This window comes from Aeromicrobium sp. NPDC092404, from assembly GCF_040684095.1.
Classification (GTDB): domain Bacteria; phylum Actinomycetota; class Actinomycetes; order Propionibacteriales; family Nocardioidaceae; genus Aeromicrobium.
In genome coordinates, this window is the sequence record NZ_JBFBFI010000002.1 from 19,361 (window position 1) to 39,063 (window position 19,703).

19 protein-coding genes are annotated in these 19,703 nt (G+C 70.5%); 4 read left to right on the plus strand and 15 right to left on the minus strand.

The features are described 5' to 3' along the window. Positions 1-13: 13 nt before the first annotated feature. From nuoF to AB0N22_RS10495, 6 genes are all read right to left on the minus strand, one after another. On the minus strand, positions 14-1,327 hold the full coding sequence (gene nuoF / locus AB0N22_RS10470; protein WP_364639352.1) for an NADH-quinone oxidoreductase subunit NuoF: 1,314 nt from the start codon (positions 1,325-1,327) through the stop codon (positions 14-16). Beyond that, a complete protein-coding gene (gene nuoE, locus AB0N22_RS10475; protein WP_364639355.1) occupies positions 1,320-2,114 on the minus strand; it encodes an NADH-quinone oxidoreductase subunit NuoE in 795 nt (264 codons plus the stop codon). Before nuoE ends, nuoF begins: the two co-directional genes overlap by 8 nt. Further along, positions 2,114-3,445 (minus strand): NADH-quinone oxidoreductase subunit D, encoded by a 1,332-nt coding sequence (locus tag AB0N22_RS10480; RefSeq protein ID WP_364639357.1) that lies wholly within the window; start codon positions 3,443-3,445, stop codon positions 2,114-2,116. The genes nuoE and AB0N22_RS10480 overlap by 1 nt, the downstream gene beginning before the upstream one ends. Then, positions 3,442-4,191 (minus strand): NADH-quinone oxidoreductase subunit C, encoded by a 750-nt coding sequence (locus AB0N22_RS10485; RefSeq protein WP_364639360.1) that lies wholly within the window; start codon positions 4,189-4,191, stop codon positions 3,442-3,444. The genes AB0N22_RS10480 and AB0N22_RS10485 overlap by 4 nt, the downstream gene beginning before the upstream one ends. Before the next feature lie 82 nt (positions 4,192-4,273). Continuing rightward, complete coding sequence (locus AB0N22_RS10490; protein WP_364639363.1) at positions 4,274-4,828, minus strand: NADH-quinone oxidoreductase subunit B family protein; 555 nt, start codon at positions 4,826-4,828, stop codon at positions 4,274-4,276. Next, positions 4,819-5,178, minus strand: coding sequence for an NADH-quinone oxidoreductase subunit A (locus AB0N22_RS10495; RefSeq protein WP_364639366.1), 360 nt, complete (start codon positions 5,176-5,178; stop codon positions 4,819-4,821). Before AB0N22_RS10495 ends, AB0N22_RS10490 begins: the two co-directional genes overlap by 10 nt. Positions 5,179-5,427: 249 nt before the next feature. Between AB0N22_RS10495 and AB0N22_RS10500 the strand changes: the two genes are divergently transcribed. Next, positions 5,428-6,045, plus strand: coding sequence for a hypothetical protein (locus AB0N22_RS10500; RefSeq protein ID WP_364639369.1), 618 nt, complete (start codon positions 5,428-5,430; stop codon positions 6,043-6,045). Here the strand turns inward: AB0N22_RS10500 and AB0N22_RS10505 are convergent. Beyond that, positions 6,042-6,734 carry a demethylmenaquinone methyltransferase gene (locus tag AB0N22_RS10505; RefSeq protein ID WP_364639372.1) on the minus strand — a complete coding sequence of 231 codons (693 nt, stop codon included), beginning with the start codon at positions 6,732-6,734 and terminating at the stop codon, positions 6,042-6,044. The genes AB0N22_RS10500 and AB0N22_RS10505 overlap by 4 nt on opposite strands. A 27-nt stretch (positions 6,735-6,761) precedes the next feature. Between AB0N22_RS10505 and AB0N22_RS10510 the strand changes: the two genes are divergently transcribed. Continuing rightward, on the plus strand, positions 6,762-8,024 hold the full coding sequence (locus tag AB0N22_RS10510) for an isochorismate synthase (RefSeq protein ID WP_364639375.1): 1,263 nt from the start codon (positions 6,762-6,764) through the stop codon (positions 8,022-8,024). On the opposite strand, the gene AB0N22_RS10515 is transcribed toward AB0N22_RS10510, so the two are convergent. Then, positions 8,021-8,794, minus strand: coding sequence for a helix-turn-helix transcriptional regulator (locus AB0N22_RS10515; RefSeq protein ID WP_364639377.1), 774 nt, complete (start codon positions 8,792-8,794; stop codon positions 8,021-8,023). The two genes, AB0N22_RS10510 and AB0N22_RS10515, sit on opposite strands and share 4 nt — an antisense overlap. Before the next feature lie 87 nt (positions 8,795-8,881). Between AB0N22_RS10515 and AB0N22_RS10520 the strand changes: the two genes are divergently transcribed. After that, positions 8,882-9,292: a hypothetical protein gene (locus AB0N22_RS10520; protein ID WP_364639380.1), complete on the plus strand. Its 411-nt coding sequence runs from the start codon at positions 8,882-8,884 to the stop codon at positions 9,290-9,292. A gap of 33 nt (positions 9,293-9,325) precedes the next feature. Here AB0N22_RS10520 and AB0N22_RS10525 read toward each other — a convergent pair whose 3' ends face one another. The 7 genes from AB0N22_RS10525 to AB0N22_RS10555 all read right to left on the minus strand — a co-directional run bounded on the left by AB0N22_RS10525 (position 9,326) and on the right by AB0N22_RS10555 (position 19,031). Next, a complete protein-coding gene (locus tag AB0N22_RS10525; RefSeq protein WP_364639383.1) occupies positions 9,326-10,084 on the minus strand; it encodes an SGNH/GDSL hydrolase family protein in 759 nt (252 codons plus the stop codon). Positions 10,085-10,112: 28 nt separating this feature from the next. Further along, positions 10,113-12,914 (minus strand): AAA family ATPase, encoded by a 2,802-nt coding sequence (locus AB0N22_RS10530; RefSeq protein ID WP_364639386.1) that lies wholly within the window; start codon positions 12,912-12,914, stop codon positions 10,113-10,115. 120 nt (positions 12,915-13,034) lie between these two features. Beyond that, positions 13,035-13,226, minus strand: a complete 192-nt coding sequence (locus AB0N22_RS10535) for a hypothetical protein (RefSeq protein ID WP_364639388.1) — start codon at positions 13,224-13,226, stop codon at positions 13,035-13,037. Between the two features lie 93 nt (positions 13,227-13,319). Continuing rightward, positions 13,320-14,834: an aldehyde dehydrogenase family protein gene (locus AB0N22_RS10540; protein WP_364639391.1), complete on the minus strand. Its 1,515-nt coding sequence runs from the start codon at positions 14,832-14,834 to the stop codon at positions 13,320-13,322. Then, complete coding sequence (locus tag AB0N22_RS10545; RefSeq protein ID WP_364639394.1) at positions 14,831-16,414, minus strand: GMC family oxidoreductase N-terminal domain-containing protein; 1,584 nt, start codon at positions 16,412-16,414, stop codon at positions 14,831-14,833. Before AB0N22_RS10545 ends, AB0N22_RS10540 begins: the two co-directional genes overlap by 4 nt. A 68-nt stretch (positions 16,415-16,482) precedes the next feature. Further along, positions 16,483-18,051: a thiamine pyrophosphate-binding protein gene (locus tag AB0N22_RS10550; protein ID WP_364639397.1), complete on the minus strand. Its 1,569-nt coding sequence runs from the start codon at positions 18,049-18,051 to the stop codon at positions 16,483-16,485. Continuing rightward, entirely contained in the window at positions 18,048-19,031 is a 984-nt protein-coding gene (locus AB0N22_RS10555) for an o-succinylbenzoate synthase (RefSeq protein WP_364639399.1), read from the minus strand. The genes AB0N22_RS10550 and AB0N22_RS10555 overlap by 4 nt, the downstream gene beginning before the upstream one ends. Between AB0N22_RS10555 and AB0N22_RS10560 the strand changes: the two genes are divergently transcribed. Next, positions 19,030-19,689, plus strand: coding sequence for an SDR family oxidoreductase (locus AB0N22_RS10560; protein ID WP_364639402.1), 660 nt, complete (start codon positions 19,030-19,032; stop codon positions 19,687-19,689). The two genes, AB0N22_RS10555 and AB0N22_RS10560, sit on opposite strands and share 2 nt — an antisense overlap. Positions 19,690-19,703: the final 14 nt, after the last annotated feature.

The following is a 19,703-nucleotide window of genomic DNA, read 5'->3' on the forward strand; positions in this document are numbered from 1 at the left end:
CGCTGGCGCTCGGTCATGACGCCGTCACCTCCTGCGGGAAGAGGGTGGATGCCGCCGGCGGGAAGAGCTCGCGCGACGGCGTGTGCAGCCCGGACTCGAACTCGTCGCGGAAGTACTGGATCGCCGAGGTGATGGGGCTGGTGGCACCGTCGCCGAGCGCGCAGAACGACCGGCCGAGGATGTTCTCGCACAGGTCGAGCAGCAGCTCGATGTCGCCGTCCTTGCCCTGCCCCTCGTCGAGGCGCTGCAGGGTCTGGACCAGCCACCAGGTGCCCTCGCGGCACGGCGTGCACTTGCCACAGGACTCGTGCTTGTAGAACTCGGTCCACCGGAGCACGCAACGCACGACCGAGGTCGTCTGGTCGAAGACCTGGAGCGCCTTGGTGCCGAGCATCGAGCCGGCCGCGCCGACGCCTTCGTAGTCCAGGGGAATGTCGAGGTGCTCCGCCGTGAGGATCGGGGTCGACGAGCCGCCCGGCGTCCAGAACTTCAGCTCGCTGCCGGGGCGCATGCCGCCACCGAGCTCGAGCAGCTCGCGCAGGGTGATGCCGAGCGGTGCTTCGTACTGACCGGGTCGGGCGACGTGGCCCGAGAGCGAGTAGAGGGTGTAGCCCTTGGACTTCTCGGTGCCCATCGAGCCGAACCAGTCGACGCCGTTCTTGACGATCGAGGGCACGGAGGCGATCGACTCGACGTTGTTGACGACGGTCGGCGACGCGTAGAGACCCTCAACGGCGGGGAACGGCGGACGCAGACGGGGCTGGCCGCGGCGGCCCTCGAGCGAGTCGAGGAGCGCGGTCTCCTCGCCGCAGATGTAGGCACCGGCACCGGCGTGGATGATCAGCTCGACGTCGACGCCCGAGCCGAGGATGTCGGTGCCGAGGTATCCGGCCTCCTTGGCCTCGCGGGCGGCGGCGCGCAGTCGGCGCACGACATGCAGCACCTCACCGCGGACGTAGATGAACGCGGTCTTGGCGCGGATGGCGTGGGCCGCGATGATGACGCCCTCGATGAGGGTGTGCGGTGTCGCCATCATGAGCGGGATGTCCTTGCAGGTCCCCGGCTCGGACTCGTCGGCGTTGACCACGAGGTACTTGGGCTTCGGGTTGTCCTGCGGGATGAAGCTCCACTTCATGCCGGTCGGGAATCCTGCACCACCACGGCCCCGCAGGCCGGAGTCCTTGACCAGGCCGATGAGGTCGTCCGGCGCCATCTTGAGCGCGGTCTCGAGGGCGCCGTATCCGCCGGCCTGCCGGTACGCCTCGAGGGTCCATGCGCGATCCGTGCCCCAGTCGGCGCTCAGCACCGGGGTGAGGGTGTCAGTCATCGTCGCCCTCCTTGGCGGTGTCGGCCGGTGACTCCTCGATCGTGGTCTCGGACTCGGCCCGTGAGGTGTCGGCCTGCTCGGCGGCGCCGGCCTTGGTGTCGGCGGTGGCGTCGTCGCCCGAGCTGGACTGCTTGTCGTGCGCCTCGTCGACCGTCGGGGCCTTCCAGCCGCGATCGGCGGCGATCTCGAGCCCCGCGAGCGAGGGGCCGGCAGCGGCTGGTCCCTCGTCGACGAGGCCGTCCTCGAAGCCGGCCAGCACGCGCTCGGCCTCGCGCCACGAGGTGATGGTGGCTCCACGGGTCGCCTGGACCGTCTCGCCGGCCCGCAGCTTGTCGACGAGCTCGACGGCGGACTCGGGGGTCTGGTTGTCGAAGAACTCCCAGTTGACCATCATGACCGGCGCGAAGTCGCACGCCGCGTTGCACTCGATGTGCTCGAGCGTGACCTTGCCGTCCTCGGTGGTCTCGTCGTTGCCGACGTCGAGGTGGCCCTTGAGCCGCTCGAAGATCAGGTCGCCGCCCATGACGGCACACAGCGTGTTGGTGCAGACGCCGACGTGGTGCTCGCCCATGGGCCGACGCTTGTACATCGTGTAGAACGTCGCGACGCCCGAGACCTCGGCGGCGCTGATGCCCAGGATCTCGGCGCACACCTCGATGCCCTCGTTGGTGACGTTGCCCTCGGCCGACTGGATGAGGTGCAGCATCGGCAGGAGCGCGCTGCGCGACTGCGGGTAGCGGCCGGCGAGCTCGCGCAGCTCACCCAGCGTGGTGTCCGTGAGAGTCATCAGCGATCCACCCCACCCATGACGGGATCGATGCTGGCGATCGCCACGATGACGTCGGACAGCATGCCGCCCTCGCTCATGACCGAGGTGCCCTGGAGGTTGACGAACGATGGGTCACGGAAGTGCGCACGATAGGGCCTGGTGCCACCGTCGGAGACCACGTGGCAGCCGATCTCGCCGCGGGGCGCCTCCACGCTCGCGTACGCCTGGCCGGCCGGCACCCGGAAACCCTCGGTGACGATCTTGAAGTGGTGGATCAGCGCTTCCATCGACTCGCCCATGATGTGCTTGATGTGCTCGGCCGAGTTGCCCTGCCCGTCGGCGCCGACGCTCAGCTGCGACGGCCAGGCGATCTTCTTGTCGGCGACCATGACGGGCTGGCCCTCCATGCCGGCGAGCCGCTCGGTGGCCTGCTCGACGATCTTGATGGACTCCCACATCTCGTCGAGGCGCACCCGGAACCGGCCGTACGCGTCGGGCTCGTCGCGAGTGACGACGTCGAAGTCGTACGTGTCGTAGCCCCAGTAGGGCTGCTTCTTGCGCAGGTCCCAGTCGTAGCCGGTCGAGCGCAGCACCGGACCGGTCAGGCCGAGGGCGAGGCAGCCGGCGAGGTCGAGGTGGCCCACACCCTTGAGCCGGCCCTTGAAGATCGGGTTGGCGTTGCACAGCGCGGCGTACTCGGGGAGCCGCTTCTTGAGCAGGCGGACCGTCGAGCGGAGCTTCTCGATCGCACCGGCCGGCAGGTCCTGGGCGACGCCACCGGGACGGAAGTAGGCGTGGTTCATGCGCAGACCGGTGATCATCTCGAACAGGTCGAGGATCAGCTCCCGGTCTCGGAAACCGCACGTCATGACCGTAAGCGCGCCGATCTCCATGCCGCCGGTGGCGAGGCACACCAGGTGTGACGAGATCCGGTTGAGCTCGAGCATCAGGACCCGGATGGCCTGCGCCTTCTCCGGCGCCTCGACGCCCAGCAGCCGCTCGACCGCCATGACGTACGCAGCCTCGTTGGAGAACGGGGCGACGTAGTCCATCCGGGTGCAGAACGTGACGCCCTGCGTCCAGGTGCGGTACTCCATGTTCTTCTCTATGCCGGTGTGCAGGTAGCCGATGCCGGCCCGTGCGTCGCGGACGGTCTCGCCGTCGATCTCCAGCACGAGGCGCAGCACGCCGTGCGTCGACGGGTGCTGCGGGCCCATGTTGATGACGAGGTGGTCGCCCTCGACCGCGGAGGCGTCGATCGTGTCCCAGTCCTGACCGGTGACGGTGAAGACCGGGCCTTCTGCGGTGTCGGTCGTGCTGGCGTACGGATCGCTCACGGTGTCCGTCATGAGTAGCTCCTCCGCTGGTCCGGCGGTGCAATCGTGCCGCCCTTGTACTCGACCGGGATGCCGCCCAACGGATAGTCCTTGCGCTGGGGATGGCCGGGCCAGTCGTCCGGCATCAGGATGCGGGTGAGGGCGGGGTGGCCGTCGAAGATGATGCCGAACATGTCCCAGGTCTCCCGCTCCTGCCAGTCCGCTGTCGGGTAGATGCTGACCACGCTCGGCACGTGCGGATCGTTCTCGGGCGTCACGACCTCGAGGCGGATGCGGCGGTTGTGGGTCATCGAGAGCAGGTGGTAGACGACGTGCAGCTCGCGGCCGGCCTCGTGCGGGAAGTGCACGCCGCTGACGCTCGAGCAGAACTCGAACCGCAGGACCGGGTCGTTGCGCAGGTGGGTCACCGTCTCGACCAGCTTGTGCCGGCGGATGAAGAACGTGATCTCGCCACGATCGACGACGACCTTCTCGATCGCCTCGTCCAGCTCGGTGATGGTTGCGAGCTGGTCGGCGACCTCGTCGTACCAGCCGCCGAAGGGACGCTGGCTCGCGCCCGGCATGACGACCGGGCGGGTCAGGCCGCCGAAGCCCGTCGTGTCACCCGTGCCGTGGATGCCGAAGGATCCTTCGCGGACCTCGACGATCTCGAGCTCGACGGCGTCGCTCTTGACGAGCTCGGCCTGGGTCTCGTGCGACCCGTCCTGGGTCTCGGTGCCCTTGTCGCGGGCGTCCTTGTTGCCCTTCGCGTCGACCATCAGCACGTCCCCGCCGTCGAGGAACAGAAACGGTACGACGGCGCCGCGCTGAGTGCCCGATCGATCGCTCGCTGGCACTCGCTCATCGCATGAGCCCCTTCATGGCCGAGGTCGGCGTGGCGAGGAGGGCGACCTTCTCGTCGGCCTTGATCTCGTTGAGGCGGTTGACACCGAGCTTCTCGTGCTGGATCTGGTCGTGCAGCTTGAGGATCGCGTCGATCAGCATCTCGGGGCGAGGCGGGCAGCCCGGGAGGTACATGTCGACCGGGACGACGTGGTCGACGCCCTGCACGATGGCGTAGTTGTTGAACATGCCGCCCGAGCTGGCGCAGACGCCCATCGCGAGGACGTACTTGGGACCGGCCATCTGGTCGTAGATCTGGCGCAGCACCGGTGCCATCTTGTTGCTGACCCGGCCGGCCACGATCATCAGGTCGGCCTGGCGCGGCGAGGGGCGGAAGACCTCCATGCCGAAACGTGAGGAGTCGAATCGCGGGGCGCCGAACGTCATCATCTCGATCGCACAGCACGCGAGCCCGAACGTTGCGGGCCAGAACGACGCCTTGCGCATGTAGCCCGCGAGGCCCTCGACGGTCGAGAGCAGCACGCCACTAGGCAGTTTTTCTTCTAGTCCCATTCGAGGCCTCCACGGCGCCAGACGTACGCATAGGCGATGAACACGGTCAGCATGAAGATGAACATCTCGATCAGCCCGAACCAGCCGAGCGCGTCGAACGCGACGGCGAACGGGAACAGGAAGATGATCTCGATGTCGAACACGATGAACAGCATCGCGATGATGAAGTAGCGGATCGAGACCTTGCCGCCGCCTTCGGGCAGCGGGCTCGGCTCGATGCCCGACTCGTAGCGGTCGAGCTTGGCGCGGTTGTAGCGCTTCGGGCCCGTGAGCGGCGCGATCGCGACGCTGCCGATGGCGAATGCGGCCGCAATGGCACCCAGCACGATGATCGGCGTGTAAGCCGTCACGGCACCTCCCAGGCTTCAACCGACAGAGCAAGAGCTGTGTGTGTTCGTGCGCTTGTGAATTGCTTCACAACGTGATCACGGTCTCACCCTACGCCCGTCAGGCGGCGCTTGTAACTGAGGTCACACTAACCTCCGACTCCGACGCTCGAGAGGGCCTGTTGAGACGTGGGTCACAGGGGCGACCCATCCCGAGAAGTCGGCGCGACGAACTCCTGACAAGCGATCCATTCACAGGACGAGGTGCGCGACATGCGAGACCCACTCTTCATGGCAGTCAACGGCACGCACCGGGCGCTGGACGAGCAGCTCGCAGATGTCCGCCGTGCGGTCGAGCAGCACGAGCCCACCTATCTCGTCACTCTCAAGACCGACGCCTTCATGATCCATGCCTGCCGGCACGTCTCGGCGATCTGCACCACGGTCCTGCCGACCGCTCGCCGGACGCTGCCCGACAGCCGGCTGCGAATCCGGGCGTACGTCCGCCAAGCCCGCCGGCTCGAACGATCCATCGCACAGGCGAAGCGCCGGCTGTACGGCGCGTCGCGGTCGATCCGGCTGCCGTGGTCGCTCGTCTCGGCGGCCCTGGACCACGAGCTGGCCGAGCTCTTGGCGCTCGAGCAGGCGTTGATCGCCGACGTCGCGGAGCAGGTGGGTCCCCGAGCCAGCAGCCGCCTCGCGGCCCTGCTGCCCGGATCCGAGGCAGGGAGCCCGACCCGTCCGCACCCGAACTCGCCGCACACAGGCTGGGTCGCGTCGGTGAGCCGCCGGGGATGGACCCGGGCCGACTGCTTCTGGGACGCGGTCGAGGGCCGCGTCGTCGCCGGAGCCGTCAAGGCATTCAAGGCGCCCGCTCGCCTGGCCTCCTAGGGACGGAACGAGTGGTGCAGCGCGACGATCCCGCCCGAGAGGTTGTGCCACTCGACCCGGCCCCAGCCCGCCTCGACCATCCGCATCGCGAGGCCCTTCTGGTCCGGCCACTCCCGGATCGACTCGGCGAGGTAGACGTACGACTCGGGGTTGGACGAGACCTTGCGGGCGATCGAGGGCAGCGCGCGCATGAGGTAGTTGCTGTAGACCGCGTCGAACGGTCCCCACGTCGGCGTGCTGAACTCGCAGACGACGATGCGCCCCCCGGGCTTGGTCACCCGCAGGAGCTCGCGAAGGCCAGCGATCGGGTCGACGATGTTGCGCAGCCCGAACGAGATCGTGACGGCGTCGAACGTCTCGTCGCCGAACGGCAGCAACGTTCCGTCGCCGGCCGTGAAGGGCAGGGCGGGTCGCTCGCGCTTGCCGACCTCGAGCATGCCGATCGAGAAGTCGCACGGGACGACCGTGGCCCCCGCATCGGCAAACGGTTGGCTGGACGTGCCGGTGCCCGCCGCGAGGTCGAGGATCGTCTCGCCGGGCTGCGGCTCGACGAGCTCCACGACGCGCTTGCGCCAGCGCCGGTCCTGCCCCAGGGACAGCACGTCGTTGGTCAGGTCGTACTTCTCGGCAACCCCGTCGAACATCCTCGCGACGTCGTGGGGTTCCTTGTCCAGACCGGCTCTGCTCACCTCTCCACCCTGCCACGGGTAGGCTGAATGACTGTGAGCAACCCTGCCGTGGATGCCGCCGCGGGGCCGCTTCTGGTCCGGTCGGCGCCGGTCGACGACCCCGGCGACCTGCTTGCGCTCATCCCGCCGACCGACGCCCTCGCGTGGGTGCACGGCGGCGACGGACTCGTGGGGTGGGGACGTGCCGCAGAGTTCCGGACCGCCGGTCCCGACCGGTTCGCGGAGGCCTCGGACTGGTGGAGCGAGCTCTCGTCGCGCGCGGTCGTCCGCGACGACGTCGACCTGCCGGGCTCGGGCCTCGTGGCGTTCGGCTCCTTCGCGTTCACCGACGCCGCCGAGGGCAGCACGCTCGTCGTCCCCGAGGTCGTCGTCGGCCGCCGCGACGGGGTCGCCTGGATCACCGTGGTCGGTCTCGGCATCAGCGCGGCACCCGACCTCACCCCCTCGACGCCGGCCGATCCCGTCGGCACGACGTTCGCCGACGGTCCGGTCGACAGCGTGACGTGGCAGGGTCTCGTCGCCGAGGCCGTGCGCAGGATCGAGCAGGGCGGGCTCGACAAGGTGGTCCTGGCGCGCGACCTGGTCGCGACGCTCACCGAGCCCCTCGACGTCCGTGCTCCGTTGGCCCGGCTCGCGGCCGACTACCCCAGTTGCTGGACGTTCCACGTCGACGGGTTCTTCGGCTCGACGCCGGAGATGCTGGTCCGGCTCGAGCGCGGGCTCGTCACCTCACGCGTGCTCGCGGGCACCATCAGGCGTACGGGCGACGATGCCCACGACCTGGCACTCGCCGGCTCGCTGGCCCGGTCCAGCAAGGACCTCGAGGAGCACGAGTACGCCGTCCGGTCCGTCGCCGACGCGCTGGCCCCGCACTGCACGAGCATGAACGTGCCGGAGACGCCGTTCGTGCTGCACCTGCCCAACGTCATGCACCTCGCGACCGACGTCACGGGCGTCATCCGCGACGAGGCCAGCGCCCTCAGCCTGGCCGCGTCGCTGCACCCGTCGGCGGCGGTGGGCGGCACCCCGACGTCCGAGGCCGTACGCCTGATCGCCGAGATCGAGCTGTTGGACCGCGGCCGCTACGCGGGGCCCGTGGGCTGGATCGGCGCGTCGGGTGACGGCGAGTGGGGCATCGGGCTGCGGTCGGCACAGATCGAGGGCGACGGGTCCGTCGTCCGCCTGTTCGCCGGCTGCGGCATCGTCGCCGACTCGGTGCCGGCCGACGAGCTGGCCGAGTCCAACGCCAAGCTCATCCCGGTTCGTGACGCACTGACCCCGCGCGACTAGGACTGCAGCGCCCGCGCGGTCGCGTCGTCGGCCGGGAGGAAGGCCTCGATGCTGAGCTCGGCGGCGGTCAGGTCGAGCGCCGTGCCGAAGGTCGTCACGGTGCTGATGAACGACAGGGGTCCGGCCGGCGCGTCGAGCACCATCGGGACGGCCACGCCGCCGTCGTCGATGCCCGGCTGCAGCCCGCCAGGATAGTCGACCAGCTCCTCGTGCAGGGTGCGAAGCGTCTCGGAGCCGCTCACCGCAGCCTCGCGGGCGAGCCGACCGAGGACGTGGAACCGCCACTCGGCGAGGTTGACGATGCGAGGCGCCAGTCCGTCCGGATGCAGGCTGATGCGCAGCGCGTTGGGCGAGTCCAGCAGGTGCGGCGCGATGCCGTCGAGGATCGGCGCGACCCCGGCATTGGCCATCACCATGTTCCAGCCGCGGTCGACGACCAGGCACGGGAAGGGCTCATACGCCGTGAGGACCCGGTCGAGCCCGGCGCGGATCGCCGCGAGGTCAGGGTCGTCGAGCGTCCGCTCCGGGAACGCCGGAGCGAAGCCGGCGGCGACCAACAGCTGGTTCTGCTCCCGCTTCGGCACGTCGAGCGTCGCCGCGAGCTGCAGCACCATGGTCCGGCTGGGACGCGACCGCCCGGTCTCGACGAAGCTCAGGTGGCGCGAGGAGATCCCGGCCTCGATCGACAGGTCCAGCTGGCTGAGGTGGCGTCGCCGGCGCCAGTCACGCAGCAGGGCGCCGACCGGCGAGGACGTGGCGGTGGTCGTCATGCCGTCCACTTTGACCGATCCGGGCGTGCAGGACCATGACCTCGGAGGTCATTGCGGCGACTACCTCCGCCGCCCAGACTCGGCGACATGAACTCGACAACTGCCCCTGTCACTGCCACCACGGGCCCGGTCACCCTCAAGACCGCGCTCCTGCTCGACGCCGCCGTCACCGGCGCCAACGCGCTCGCTTACCTCGCCGGTGCCGCGGTCCTCGACTCGCTGCTCGGCCCGTCGTCGACCCACTTCCTGGCGATCGGCGCGTTCCTGGCCGTGAGCACCGTCATCCTGGCGGCCACCGGCACACGCCGCCCTATCCCGCGGGGATGGGCGACGTTCGCGGCCGAGGTCAACATCGCCTGGGCCGTCGGCTCGGTCGCCGTGGTCAGCCTGGGCTGGTTCGACCTGACGACGACCGGCGAGGTCTGGACGATCCTGCAGGCCGCGATCGTCGCGGCGTTCGCGACCGTCCAGCTGATGGCCCTGCGCCGTACCGCCTGACCCGGTGTCATCCGTCGAGCGGTGGGCCGTGGGTCACCGCTCGACGGGGGCGAGGGTGGGCCAGCGTGGGCTGAGGGTGTCGCCGGACGAGACCCCGGTGAGGCGGCGCTTGACCCACGGCGCGGCGTGGGCCTTGGCCCACTCGACGTTGGCGGTGCGTCGTTCGCGCGCCGACAGCGTCGACGCCGGCGGCAGCTCCGGCATCGCCAGCTCGTGCTCGACACCGAGCGCGTCGAGCACCGCGATCGCCATGCGTTGGTGGCCGAGGCTCGACATGTGCATCCGGTCGACGTCCCACAGCCGGTCGTCGCGGTAGTCACGCAGCCGCCAGAAGTCCACGAGCGTCGCACCGTGCCGCTCGGCGACCTCGCGCACGAGCTCGTTGTAGATCGCGAAGCGCCCTCGCAGCGCGCCGAACACCGGCGAGCCGCCCGGGTCGTACGCCGTGAACATCAGCACGTGGGCGCCGGCTGCCACGACCCGAGCCAGGGCCTGGTCGTACGCCGCCACGAGGCGATCGATGTCGATCCGCGGGCGCAGGACGTCGTTGGCGCCGGCGTAGATGCTGACGAGGTCAGGCTGCATCGCGAGTGCCGGGTCGATCTGCTCGGCCAGGATCGGCAGCAGCTGGCGGCCGCGGATGGCGAGGTTGGCATAGGTGAAGTCGTCGCCCGCGAGCACCTCGGCCACCCGGTCGGCCCAGCCCCGTACGCCGTTGGGAAGGGCGGCGTCGTGGTCGCCGACACCTTCGGTGAACGAGTCGCCGAGCGCGACGTAGCGATGAAATGGCACGGCGTCAGGCTAGCGAGTGGCTCTGGCCTCAGTCGTCGAGGAGTCCGCGCCGGCGCGCGATCGCCGCCGCCTCGGTGCGGCCGGAGGCGCCGAGCTTGGCCAGGATGTTGGAGACGTGGACCGACACGGTCTTGGTGCTGATGAACAGCCGTGCCGCGATCTCCCCGTTGCTGCGACCCGCGCTGACCTGCTCGAGGACTTCGCGCTCGCGCGGGGTCAGCTCGACGTCGGACCTCGCCGGGCGGCGCATGAGTCCGTCGATCTCGGCCAGCAGGGGCCGGGCGCCGAGCCGCTCGGCCGTGGTGCGCGCCGCACGCAGGAGCTCCTTGCCCTCGGTCTCGTCACCGGCTGCCAGCAGCACCGCTGCCAGACGGCTCGCCGACCGTGCGACCTCGTAGGGATCGTCCATGCCGACGAAGGCGTCGTACGCCCGCCGCCACCCCTCGGTGAGATCGGCGAGCTCGGGAGCATCGACACCAGACAGCCAGCGCAGTCGGGCGTGCTCGGCGTGGACCCGGATCTGCCATGCGACGCCCTCGGGGCCCAGCGGGACGATGGTGCCGGCCACCCGGTCAGCGGTCTCCACCATCTCGGCCGCGTGCTGGAGCAGCGGGGCCTGCTCGTCCCGGCTGAGGGTGGGCACGGCGGCGGAGTACTGGCCGATCAAGAGCGCGTGGAGCCGCAGCAGCGCCGGGAACTCGGGATCGTCCCACGCCCGGGTCTGCAGCTCGACGAGGTCGTCGAGCACGCGCCGAGCCGCGCCGATGTCGCCCGCGGCGCCGTGCAGATCGATCAGCGCGGAGCTGGAGTGGATCGACGCCGCGACCTCGTGCCGCCACAGCGACCGGATCGACAGGGTGCGCTCGATGTGGTCGACCTCGCCCCGTCCGGCCGCGACGAGCAGGGCGATCGACTCGAGGGAGGCGTCGGGGATCGCCGGCGCGTCGGCCCCGACATCGCGCAGCTCGAGCACCTCGTCCCATCGGCCGCGCATGTAGCAGACCAACGCGGCGTAGAACCGGCCGTCGAAGCCGTACGGCCCCCAGGTCCAGCCGGTCTGCTCGGCGCGCTGCATCTCCTGACGGAAGGTCTGCTCGGCCGCGTCGAGGTCACCCTCGTTGAAGTGCAGGAACGCCAGCTGGTGGAGTCCGCGGAGCTCACCCAGGATGTGCCCGTCGGCGCGAGACACCTCGACGAGCTCGACGAATCCCTGCTTGGCCTTCTCGGGGTCGTTGCCCATGCGCACCATGACCCGGGTGAGCGTGGCCTTGGCGTCGGCGATGACGTCGCCGGCCCCGATCTGCTCGGCGATGGCGAGCGCCCGCTCTCCCCACTCGACGGCACCGTCGTAGCGACCGCGGTTGGACCACACGCGCGCACAGAGCGCCGCGATCTCGGCGCGCAGGAGGGTCGGCTCGTCCGGCACGATGCGCGCCGCCTCGGAGCTCGCCTCCTCGGACTCCTGGTCGAGGTTGGCGTAGTAGCAGGTGTTGCCGATCTCGACGAGCAGCCGGCCGCGCACCTCGGGCGCCGCGTTCGCGGGGAGCTGCACGATGGTGTCGCGCAGCAGCTCGACGGCGCGCAGCAGCCGGCCCGACGTGACGAGCGCTGCGGAGGCGCGGATCACGAGATCGACCAGGTCGGTGTCGGGTGGCGCGGACTCGATCAACGTCAACGCCTGCTCGTAGTGCTGCGCCGCCTCGTCGTGGCCCGACAGCCGTTGGGCGTCCTCGGCCGCCCTGACATGGGCGAGGAAGGCGGTCTCGCGCTCGCCGGCGCCAAGGGCGTGCAGCGCGATCTCCGCGGCCGGCCCCCGACGATCGGTGAGTGCCTCCAGATAGGCCGCGTGGATGCGCCGCCGCTCGCCGGGCAGCAGGTCGTCGCGCACCGCCTCGGCCAGCAGGGCGTGCCGGAACCAGTAGGAGTCGTCGCCCGTGCGGGTCAGGACCTTGTGGTCGATCGCCGAGCGCAGCGCCTCGTCGAGCTCGTCCTCGGGCAGTCCGACGACGCGCGTCAGCACGGAGTAGTCGTGCCGGGCGTCGGAGCAGGCAGCGGCGCGGACGAGCTTGCGGGCGTTGTCGTCGAGCCGTTCGAGGCGCATCAGCAACAGGTCGGCGAGGGTCTCGGGCAGCGCGCCGTCGACGTCGGCGAGCCCGGCGTCGAGCAGCTCCTCGGCGAAGAACGCGTTGCCGGCCGCGCGGCGCACGACCGCCTGCAGGCTCTCGATCCCCAGGGCGTCCGCGCCGTGCGCGTGGATCAAGTCGACGACGTCGGCGTCGGCGAGGGGCTCGAGCTCGATGCGACGGACACCCGGCAGGCGCACCCACTCCGACAGGGCCTGTCGCAGGGGGTGGCGCCGGTGCAGGTCGTCGGCGCGATAGCTGACGACCACGTGCACGGGGCCGTGGAACCCGTGCGACAGGACGAAGCGGATGAGGTGGCGGGTCGAGGCGTCAGCCCAATGGGCGTCCTCGATCACCAGGAGGAGGGGCTGGTCGGTCGCGAGGGAGTCGAGCCCGGCGACGACCGACGCGAACAGCTCGGAGCGCTCGACGCCGTCGCCCGGTGCCGGGGAGGGCCAGGGCAGGAGCGGGCCCAGGGCGGGGAACCGGGCCGCCAGCTCGTCACGCTCGTGGTCGCCGAGGGAGGCGAACGCCTCGGAGAACGGCTGGTAGGGCGGCGCGCTGTCGCCGAGGTCGAGACAGTGCCCGGCCAGCACCCGGTGGCCGGCGGCACGCGCGCGGGCCCCGAGCTCGCGGAGCAGGCGGGTCTTGCCGATGCCGGCGTCGCCGCCGATGAGGACGACCTCGCGGGCTGCGGGGTTGGTCACCCCCCGCGGCGTCGAGCAGCTGCTCGAGCTCGCGGACACGTCCGACGAGGGGCGTCGCGGGCGTACGGTCGTTGGCCATGTCGTCCATCATGTCGGACCCGGCCGACAAGGGGACGACCGTCACACGTGTGCCGTCCGCCCCACGGCCACGCTTGCGAGCCGCACCACGACGCCGCGGCGGCGCCGGGGAGAGCGGCGAGGGGCGAAGCCCGTCGTGTCCCGCTCGTGGCGCGAGATCTCCGACAGGGCCTCCGCCACCGCGGCATGACGGTTCATCTCGAGGGACAGGAACTGCTCAGGGCTCAGGATCATGAATCCAGAGTCGTCGCCTGAGGTAGCCCGCCACATCGGGCGAGTTACCTAGATCTGAACAGCCAGGTACCTCAGATCCGTGTGCCGCGCGCCCTACTTCAGGGTCTTCTTGCCGCCGTGCATCACGGTGATGAGCTTGAGGACGTTGTTGTCGGTCTTGGCGTCGCGGGCGAAGGACGTCAGCATCATCAGCGGCTTCATGCGCTGACGCGTGATGGCCTTGGCGTACGTGAACTCCTTGAGACCGTCGGGCCCGTGGATGCGGCCGAAGCCGGACTGCCCGACGCCACCGAACGGCAGGCCCGGGACGGCCGCGAAGGAGATGACCGAGTTGACGGACGTCATGCCCGAGCGAACGCGCCGGGCGATGTCCACCCCGTTCTTCTTGGCGAACACGGCACCGGCCAGGCCGTACGACGTGGCGTTGGTCCGTTCGATCGCCTCGTCCATGCTGGCGACCGGGTTGATCGCGAGCGTGGGCCCGAAGGTCTCCTCGGTGATCTCGGTCGAGTCCTCGGGCACGTGGGTCAGGATCGTCGGCTGCACGAATCGCTCGCCGACGGCGTCGGAGCCACCCATGACGACCGTGGCGCCCTTGGCGATGGCGTCGTCGATGTGCCTCTTGATGATGTCGATCTGCGAGGGCATCGTGATGGGGCCGAGCTGGGCACCGGCATCGTCACCGGCGCGCAGGTTCTTGGCCTGCTCGGTGATCTCCTTGACGAACGAGTCGAAGACCTTGTCGTGGACGTAGACGCGCTCGATGCCCGTGCAGGTCTGCCCGGCGTTGGACATGCCACCCCACAGGGTCGCCTCGGCGGCCTTGGCGAGGTCGGCGTCCTCGTCGACGATCATCGAGTCCTTGCCGCCGGCCTCGATGATCACCGGGGTGAGGTTCTCCGCGCAGGCGGCCATGACCTTCTTGCCCGTGGGGCCCGACCCGGTGAACGCGAGCTTGTCGACGTCGGCCGTGCAGAGCGCCGCGCCGGTCTCGCCGTAGCCCGTGACGACCTGCAGGACCGGGCGCCCGTGGACGACCTCGGTGAACGTGTCGGCGAGCCACTGGCCGACCCCCGGCGTGTACTCGCTGGGCTTGAAGACGACGGGGTTGCCAGCAGCGAGGGCGTACGCGATGGAGCCCACGGGCGTGAAGACCGGGTAGTTCCACGGTCCGATGACGCCGACGACGCCGAGCGGGTGGTACTCGACCGAGGCGGCCTGGTTGGCCATCAGCAGGCCGGGCGAGACCTTCTGCGGACCCAGGACCTTCTTGGCGTGCTTGGCGGCCCACGCGACGTGGTCGATCGCGAGGATGATCTCGAGCTGGGCGTCGCCGTGCGGCTTGCCGGTCTCGCGGTGCGAGAGCTCGGCGAGCTGGGCGATCCGGCGGGTGATGACGCTGCGCCAGGTCAGCAGGTAGTCGCCGCGCTCGTCGAAGCTCAGCCCGGACCACCACTGCGCGGCCTCACGGGCCCGCGCGACCGCGGCATCGACCTCGGCCTTGCCGTGGATCGGGTGGACGCCGACGACGTCGCCGTTGGCGGGGTTGAGCGACTCGAAGGTCGGCGTCGTGCCGGTCTCGACGGTGGGCTCGAGCGTTGCGGTCATCGTGACTCCTTGATGAGGTCGGCAGCCTTCTCGCCGACCATGATGGCGGGTGCGTTGGTGTTGCCCCGTGGCACACGAGGCATGACGGAGGCGTCGGCGACGCGCAGGCCCTCGACGCCGTGGACCTTGAGCTCGGGATCGACGACGCTGCCCTCGATCGTGCCCATCGCGCAGGTGGCGACCGGGTGGTAGACGGTCTGGCCGAGCCGGCTGATCGTGCCGAGGATGTCGTCGGTCGTCGGGGTGAGCGTCGCCGGCTCCCACGGCTCGGCGATGTGGCGGGCGAGCGGCCCTTGGGTCACGACCTCGAAGAGCCGGTGGTAGCCGGCGATCATCGCGTCGAGGTCGGCACCGTCGTCGTAGTAGCCCGGCTCGATCTCCGGGTGCCAGGTCGGATCGGCGGAGCGCAGCTTGATGTGGCCCTTGCTCTCGACCCGTACGAGCGTCGACGCCACGGTCATCCCTCGACGTACGGGCTCGTGGAGGCCGTTGTCGTAGAACCCGGCCGGCAGCATGTGGAACTGCATGTCGGGCGCGGTGAGGTCGTCACGCGACTTGAAGAAGCCACCGGCCTCGGCGACGTTGGAGCTCAGGGGCCCCCGTCCGGCCTTCTGTGCCTTGAGCACGTTGGGCAGGGTCAGGAACTCGGCCAGGTCGGTGGTGTCCTTGGTGTAGAACAGCGCACCGGAGATGGGGTGGTCCTGCAGGTTCTGGCCCACTCCCGGGAGGTCGACGCGTACGTCGATGCCGTGCTCGCGCAGGTGCGCTCCCGGGCCGATTCCGGACAGCATCAGCATCTGCGGACTGGCGATCGCTCCGGCCGACAGCACGATCTCTGCCTTGGCCCTGGCAGTGCGGGTCATCCCGCCGTGGCGGTAGGTCACGCCGGTCGCCCGGGTGCCCTCGAGCTCGATGCGGGCGACGAACGCCTCGGTCCGCACCGTGAGGTTGGGTCGCTTGCTCGCCGGGTGGATGTAGGCGTCGGCGACCGACCAGCGGCGACCCTTCTTGCAGGTCACCTGGTAGAGCCCGGCGCCCTCCTGCTCGGCCCCGTTGAAGTCGTCGTTGCGCTTGAAGCCCGCTGACACCGCCGACTCGACGAAGGCGTGGCTGAGCTCGTGGGTGTAGCGACGGTCCTCGACGTGCAGCGGACCGTCGGTGCCGTGGAACTCGTCGCTGAGCCGGGTGTTGCCCTCGGACTTCTTGAAGTAGGGCAGCACGTCGTCGTAGCCCCAGCCCGTCGCGCCGTAGGCGTCGCGCCACTCGTCGTAGTCCGCGCGGTTGGCACGGATGTAGATCATGGCGTTCATCGACGAGCAGCCACCGAGCGCCTTCATGCGCGGCCAGTCGGCCCGGCGGCCGCCGAGCTGCTTCTGCGGCGTCGTCTTGTAGCCCCAGTCCCACTTGGTCTTGAACAGGGCGGAGAAGCCGGCCGGCAGGTGGATCATGTCGTCGTCGTCAGCCGGGCCGGCCTCCAGCAGGAGGACCGACACGGACGGGTCCTCGCTCAGGCGCGCCGCGACGACGCCTCCAGCGCTGCCCGATCCGATGACGATGTAGTCGAAGCTGTCGTCGCCCATGACTCCCTTTCCAGCGGCTGTGACGGTCCACACAACCTACTGCGGGTATGTCAATGACACAACCACTGTCACGGTCGGAGAGCGGCCTCGACGGCGGTGCCGATGCGCACGGTGAGATCACGGCGGCCGGTCCGGTCGACCGGCACCTCCAGGACCCGGATCCCGGCGACGTCCTCCTCCAGCGCGGCCGCGAGGTCGGCGGGCTCGACCCTCCGGTGGGGCACGCCGTACGCGAGACAGAGCGCGGAGATGTCGGCACCGGTCGGCGTGGCGTAGACCCGCTCGAACGTCGCGGCATACTCCGGCGCCCCCTGCTCCAGGGTCGAGAAGATGCTGCCGCCGTCGTCGTTGGCCACGACGATCGTGAGGTCGGGCCGGGGCTCGGCCGGACCGATCAACAGTCCGTTGCTGCCGTGCAGGAACGTGAGGTCGCCGACGTAGGCGATCGAGCGGCTCGACGTACGCGCCAGGGCGGCGCCGATCGCGCTCGACAGCACGCCGTCGATGCCGGCCAGGCCACGGTTGGCGATCACGAGCCTGCGCTCGCCGACGCGATAGGGGCGGGCCACCAGGTCGAGGTCGCGGATCGGGTTGGACGAGCCGATGAACAGCAGGCCGCCGGGCGGGACGGCGGCGTTGATCGCGCGAGCCACGTCGAACGGGGTCGAGCCGTCGAGCTCGGCGTCGATCGCCGCCGTGGCGGCGGCATCGGCGGCCAGCCACTCGTCGAGCCAGGCTCGCGGGCTTGCCTCGGCGACCTGGACCTCGTCCGCGAAGGTGACGTTCGGTCCGGCCGGCACGGGGAAGGTCTTCTGCGTGCCGACGTGGACGATCTCGAGATCGGTGCGGGCCAACAGCTGGGTCACCGGGCGCGAGAGCGTGGCGTGGCCGAAGCTCACGACCCGCTCGACGTGCTCGGCGAGGTGGGAGTGGGACAGCAGCATCCGGTAGGCAACCAGCGCCTCGTCACCGTTGCGGGAGCCCGAGCTCGGCTCGGCCAGCAGCGGCCAGTTGCCCACGAGAGCTGTCATGCGGGCCGGTTGCGCGGCGTCGTCGCCGGCGACCACGACGGTGCGGGGCCCGGGCTGGAGGACGAGAGGGGCTGATATGTCACTGCCGAGACCCACGCCGAACGCGGGGTGGAAGTCCCACTCGATCGGCTCGACCAGCGGTTCGTCGAGCTCGAGGTTGAGGTGCGCCGGCCCTCCGGCGATCTGCTTGACCCTTTCGACGAACGGGATGCCGGGGAAGATCTCGCGCTGATCGGTCGTCTGGTTGGCCCCGGTCCCCCGCAGCCGGGCCGGCCGGTCGGCCGTGATCGCCAGCACCGGCACGTCGGCGTGCCTCGCCTCGAGCATCGCCGGGTGCAGGTTGGCGACGGCCGTGCCGGAGGTCGTGACGACCGGCACCAGGCGACGGGAGGCCTTGGCCAGGCCAAGGGCGAGGAAACCGGCCTCGCGCTCGTCGACGCGGACGTGCAGCCGGATCAGGCCCTGCTCGTCGGCCGCGGCGAACGCGAGCGCCAAGGGCCCGGACCGCGACCCCGGCGAGAGCACCGCGTCGGTGACCTTCCACCCCAGGAGTGCGCTGACCAGCCGGCGGGCGACGCCGACGGCGTGCTGCTGATCGTCGGTCATGCGAGCACCGCCCGTACGGCCGACAGCCGCGCCTGCCAGCGGGCGTCGGTCTCGCCGTCGGCGGCGACCGCGCCGTACGCCGTGGGATCCAGGGCCTGCCGGCCGACCGGCAGCAGCCCGTCGACGGGCCTCAGCGGATCGGCGACGACATCGCCGGCCAGGAGTGACGTGGTGGCGAGGCCGCAGGCGTACGGCAGGTCGGGCAGCGCACCTGCGAGAGCCAGCCCGGCGGCGAGCCCGATCGATGTCTCGACCGCACTGGAGACCACGACCGGGAGACCGATCTGCTCGGCGATCCGCAGGCATGCGTGCACCCCGCCGAGCGGCGCGACCTTGAGCACCGCGATGTCGGCGGCCTCGAGGCGGGCGACGCGGAAGGGGTCGTCCGCCCTGCGGATCGACTCGTCGGCGGCGACGGGGACGTCGACCTTGCGGCGTACGGTGGCGAGGTCCTCGACCGACGCGCAGGGCTGCTCGACGTACTCCAGGCCGTGGGCTGCGAGGTCGAGGGCGGCGATCGCGCTGACCGCCTCGTCGACGGTCCAGCCGCCGTTGGCGTCGATGCGCACCTTGCCTTGAGGACCGATCGCGTCGTGGACCGCCTCGACCCGTTCGACATCGTCGCCGAGGGTCTGTCCCTTCTCCGCGACCTTGACCTTGGCGGTCGCGCACCCGCTGCTGCGCACGATCGCCGCCGCCCGCTCGGGGGTGACGGCCGGGACGGTGCAGTTGACCGCGACGTGCGTGCGCACGGGCGTCGGCCACTCGCGCTCGGCGGAGTCCAGGGCGGCCGCCAGCCACGGCGCGCTCTCGCGCGCGTCGTAGTCGAGGAAGGGGCTGAACTCGGCCCAGCCGGCAGCGCCCTCCACGAGCATCCCCTCGCGCCGGTCGATGCCGCGGAACCGCGTGGGCATCGCGATAGCGTACGTACGGAGCTGCACGAGTTGAACCCTAGCCCCGCGTGCGTACGGTGGCTTCATGACTCGAATCGCCATCGTCGGGGGCCATGGCAAGATCGCCCGCCTCCTGATCCCCTTGCTCGCCGCCGCTGGGCACCAGCCGGTCGCCCTGGTCCGCAATGCCGACTACACGGCCGAGCTCGAGGCACTGGGCGCCGAGGTCGGCATCCTCGACATCGAGCAGGACGGTGCCGCTGAGTTCGCCGGGTCGTTCGCGGGTGCAGACGCCGTGGTGTTCGCCGCCGGCGGCGGCCCTGACGGCAACATCGAGCGCAAGCGGACCGTCGACCTGGGCGGCTCGCTCAAGTCGATCGAGGGCGCACGAGCGGCCGGGGTGACCCGGTTCGTGCAGGTCTCGGCGATCGGCGTCGACGAGCCGATCGGCGACGACGCCGGCGATGTCTGGACGGCGTACGTCGAGGCGAAGCGCGACGCCGACATCGCGCTGCGCGAGAGCGACCTCGACTGGACCATCATCCGGCCGGGCGGCCTGACCGACGACGAGCCGACCGGCCACGTCGAGCTAGCCGAGACCGTCGAGCGCGCCCAGGTTCCCCGGGCCGACGTCGCGGCGGTCATCGCTGCGGTGCTCGACGAGCCGGCCACGATCAACCGGCAGTGGGAGCTCATCAGCGGGGACACTCCGGTCGACGACGCCATCGCCGGAGCGGTGGCCTAGCCGCCTCGCCCACC

What these genes read in the sequence shown, in the direction of transcription:
- AB0N22_RS10540 (WP_364639391.1), bottom strand. Translation starts at nt 14,834, where the DNA reads ATGACCGCAACGCTCGAGCCCACCGTCGAGACCGGCACGACGCCGACC.
- AB0N22_RS10535 (WP_364639388.1), bottom strand. Translation starts at nt 13,226, where the DNA reads ATGATCCTGAGCCCTGAGCAGTTCCTGTCCCTCGAGATGAACCGTCAT.
- AB0N22_RS10560 (WP_364639402.1), top strand. Translation starts at nt 19,030, where the DNA reads ATGACTCGAATCGCCATCGTCGGGGGCCATGGCAAGATCGCCCGCCTC.
- AB0N22_RS10555 (WP_364639399.1), bottom strand. Translation starts at nt 19,031, where the DNA reads ATGAAGCCACCGTACGCACGCGGGGCTAGGGTTCAACTCGTGCAGCTC.
- AB0N22_RS10515 (WP_364639377.1), bottom strand. Translation starts at nt 8,794, where the DNA reads ATGACGACCACCGCCACGTCCTCGCCGGTCGGCGCCCTGCTGCGTGAC.
- nuoE (WP_364639355.1), bottom strand. Translation starts at nt 2,114, where the DNA reads ATGACTCTCACGGACACCACGCTGGGTGAGCTGCGCGAGCTCGCCGGC.
- AB0N22_RS10510 (WP_364639375.1), top strand. Translation starts at nt 6,762, where the DNA reads ATGACTGTGAGCAACCCTGCCGTGGATGCCGCCGCGGGGCCGCTTCTG.
- AB0N22_RS10550 (WP_364639397.1), bottom strand. Translation starts at nt 18,051, where the DNA reads ATGACCGACGATCAGCAGCACGCCGTCGGCGTCGCCCGCCGGCTGGTC.
- AB0N22_RS10485 (WP_364639360.1), bottom strand. Translation starts at nt 4,191, where the DNA reads ATGGTCGACGCGAAGGGCAACAAGGACGCCCGCGACAAGGGCACCGAG.
- AB0N22_RS10500 (WP_364639369.1), top strand. Translation starts at nt 5,428, where the DNA reads ATGCGAGACCCACTCTTCATGGCAGTCAACGGCACGCACCGGGCGCTG.
- AB0N22_RS10480 (WP_364639357.1), bottom strand. Translation starts at nt 3,445, where the DNA reads ATGACGGACACCGTGAGCGATCCGTACGCCAGCACGACCGACACCGCA.
- AB0N22_RS10545 (WP_364639394.1), bottom strand. Translation starts at nt 16,414, where the DNA reads ATGGGCGACGACAGCTTCGACTACATCGTCATCGGATCGGGCAGCGCT.
- nuoF (WP_364639352.1), bottom strand. Translation starts at nt 1,327, where the DNA reads ATGACTGACACCCTCACCCCGGTGCTGAGCGCCGACTGGGGCACGGAT.
- AB0N22_RS10520 (WP_364639380.1), top strand. Translation starts at nt 8,882, where the DNA reads ATGAACTCGACAACTGCCCCTGTCACTGCCACCACGGGCCCGGTCACC.
- AB0N22_RS10490 (WP_364639363.1), bottom strand. Translation starts at nt 4,828, where the DNA reads ATGGGACTAGAAGAAAAACTGCCTAGTGGCGTGCTGCTCTCGACCGTC.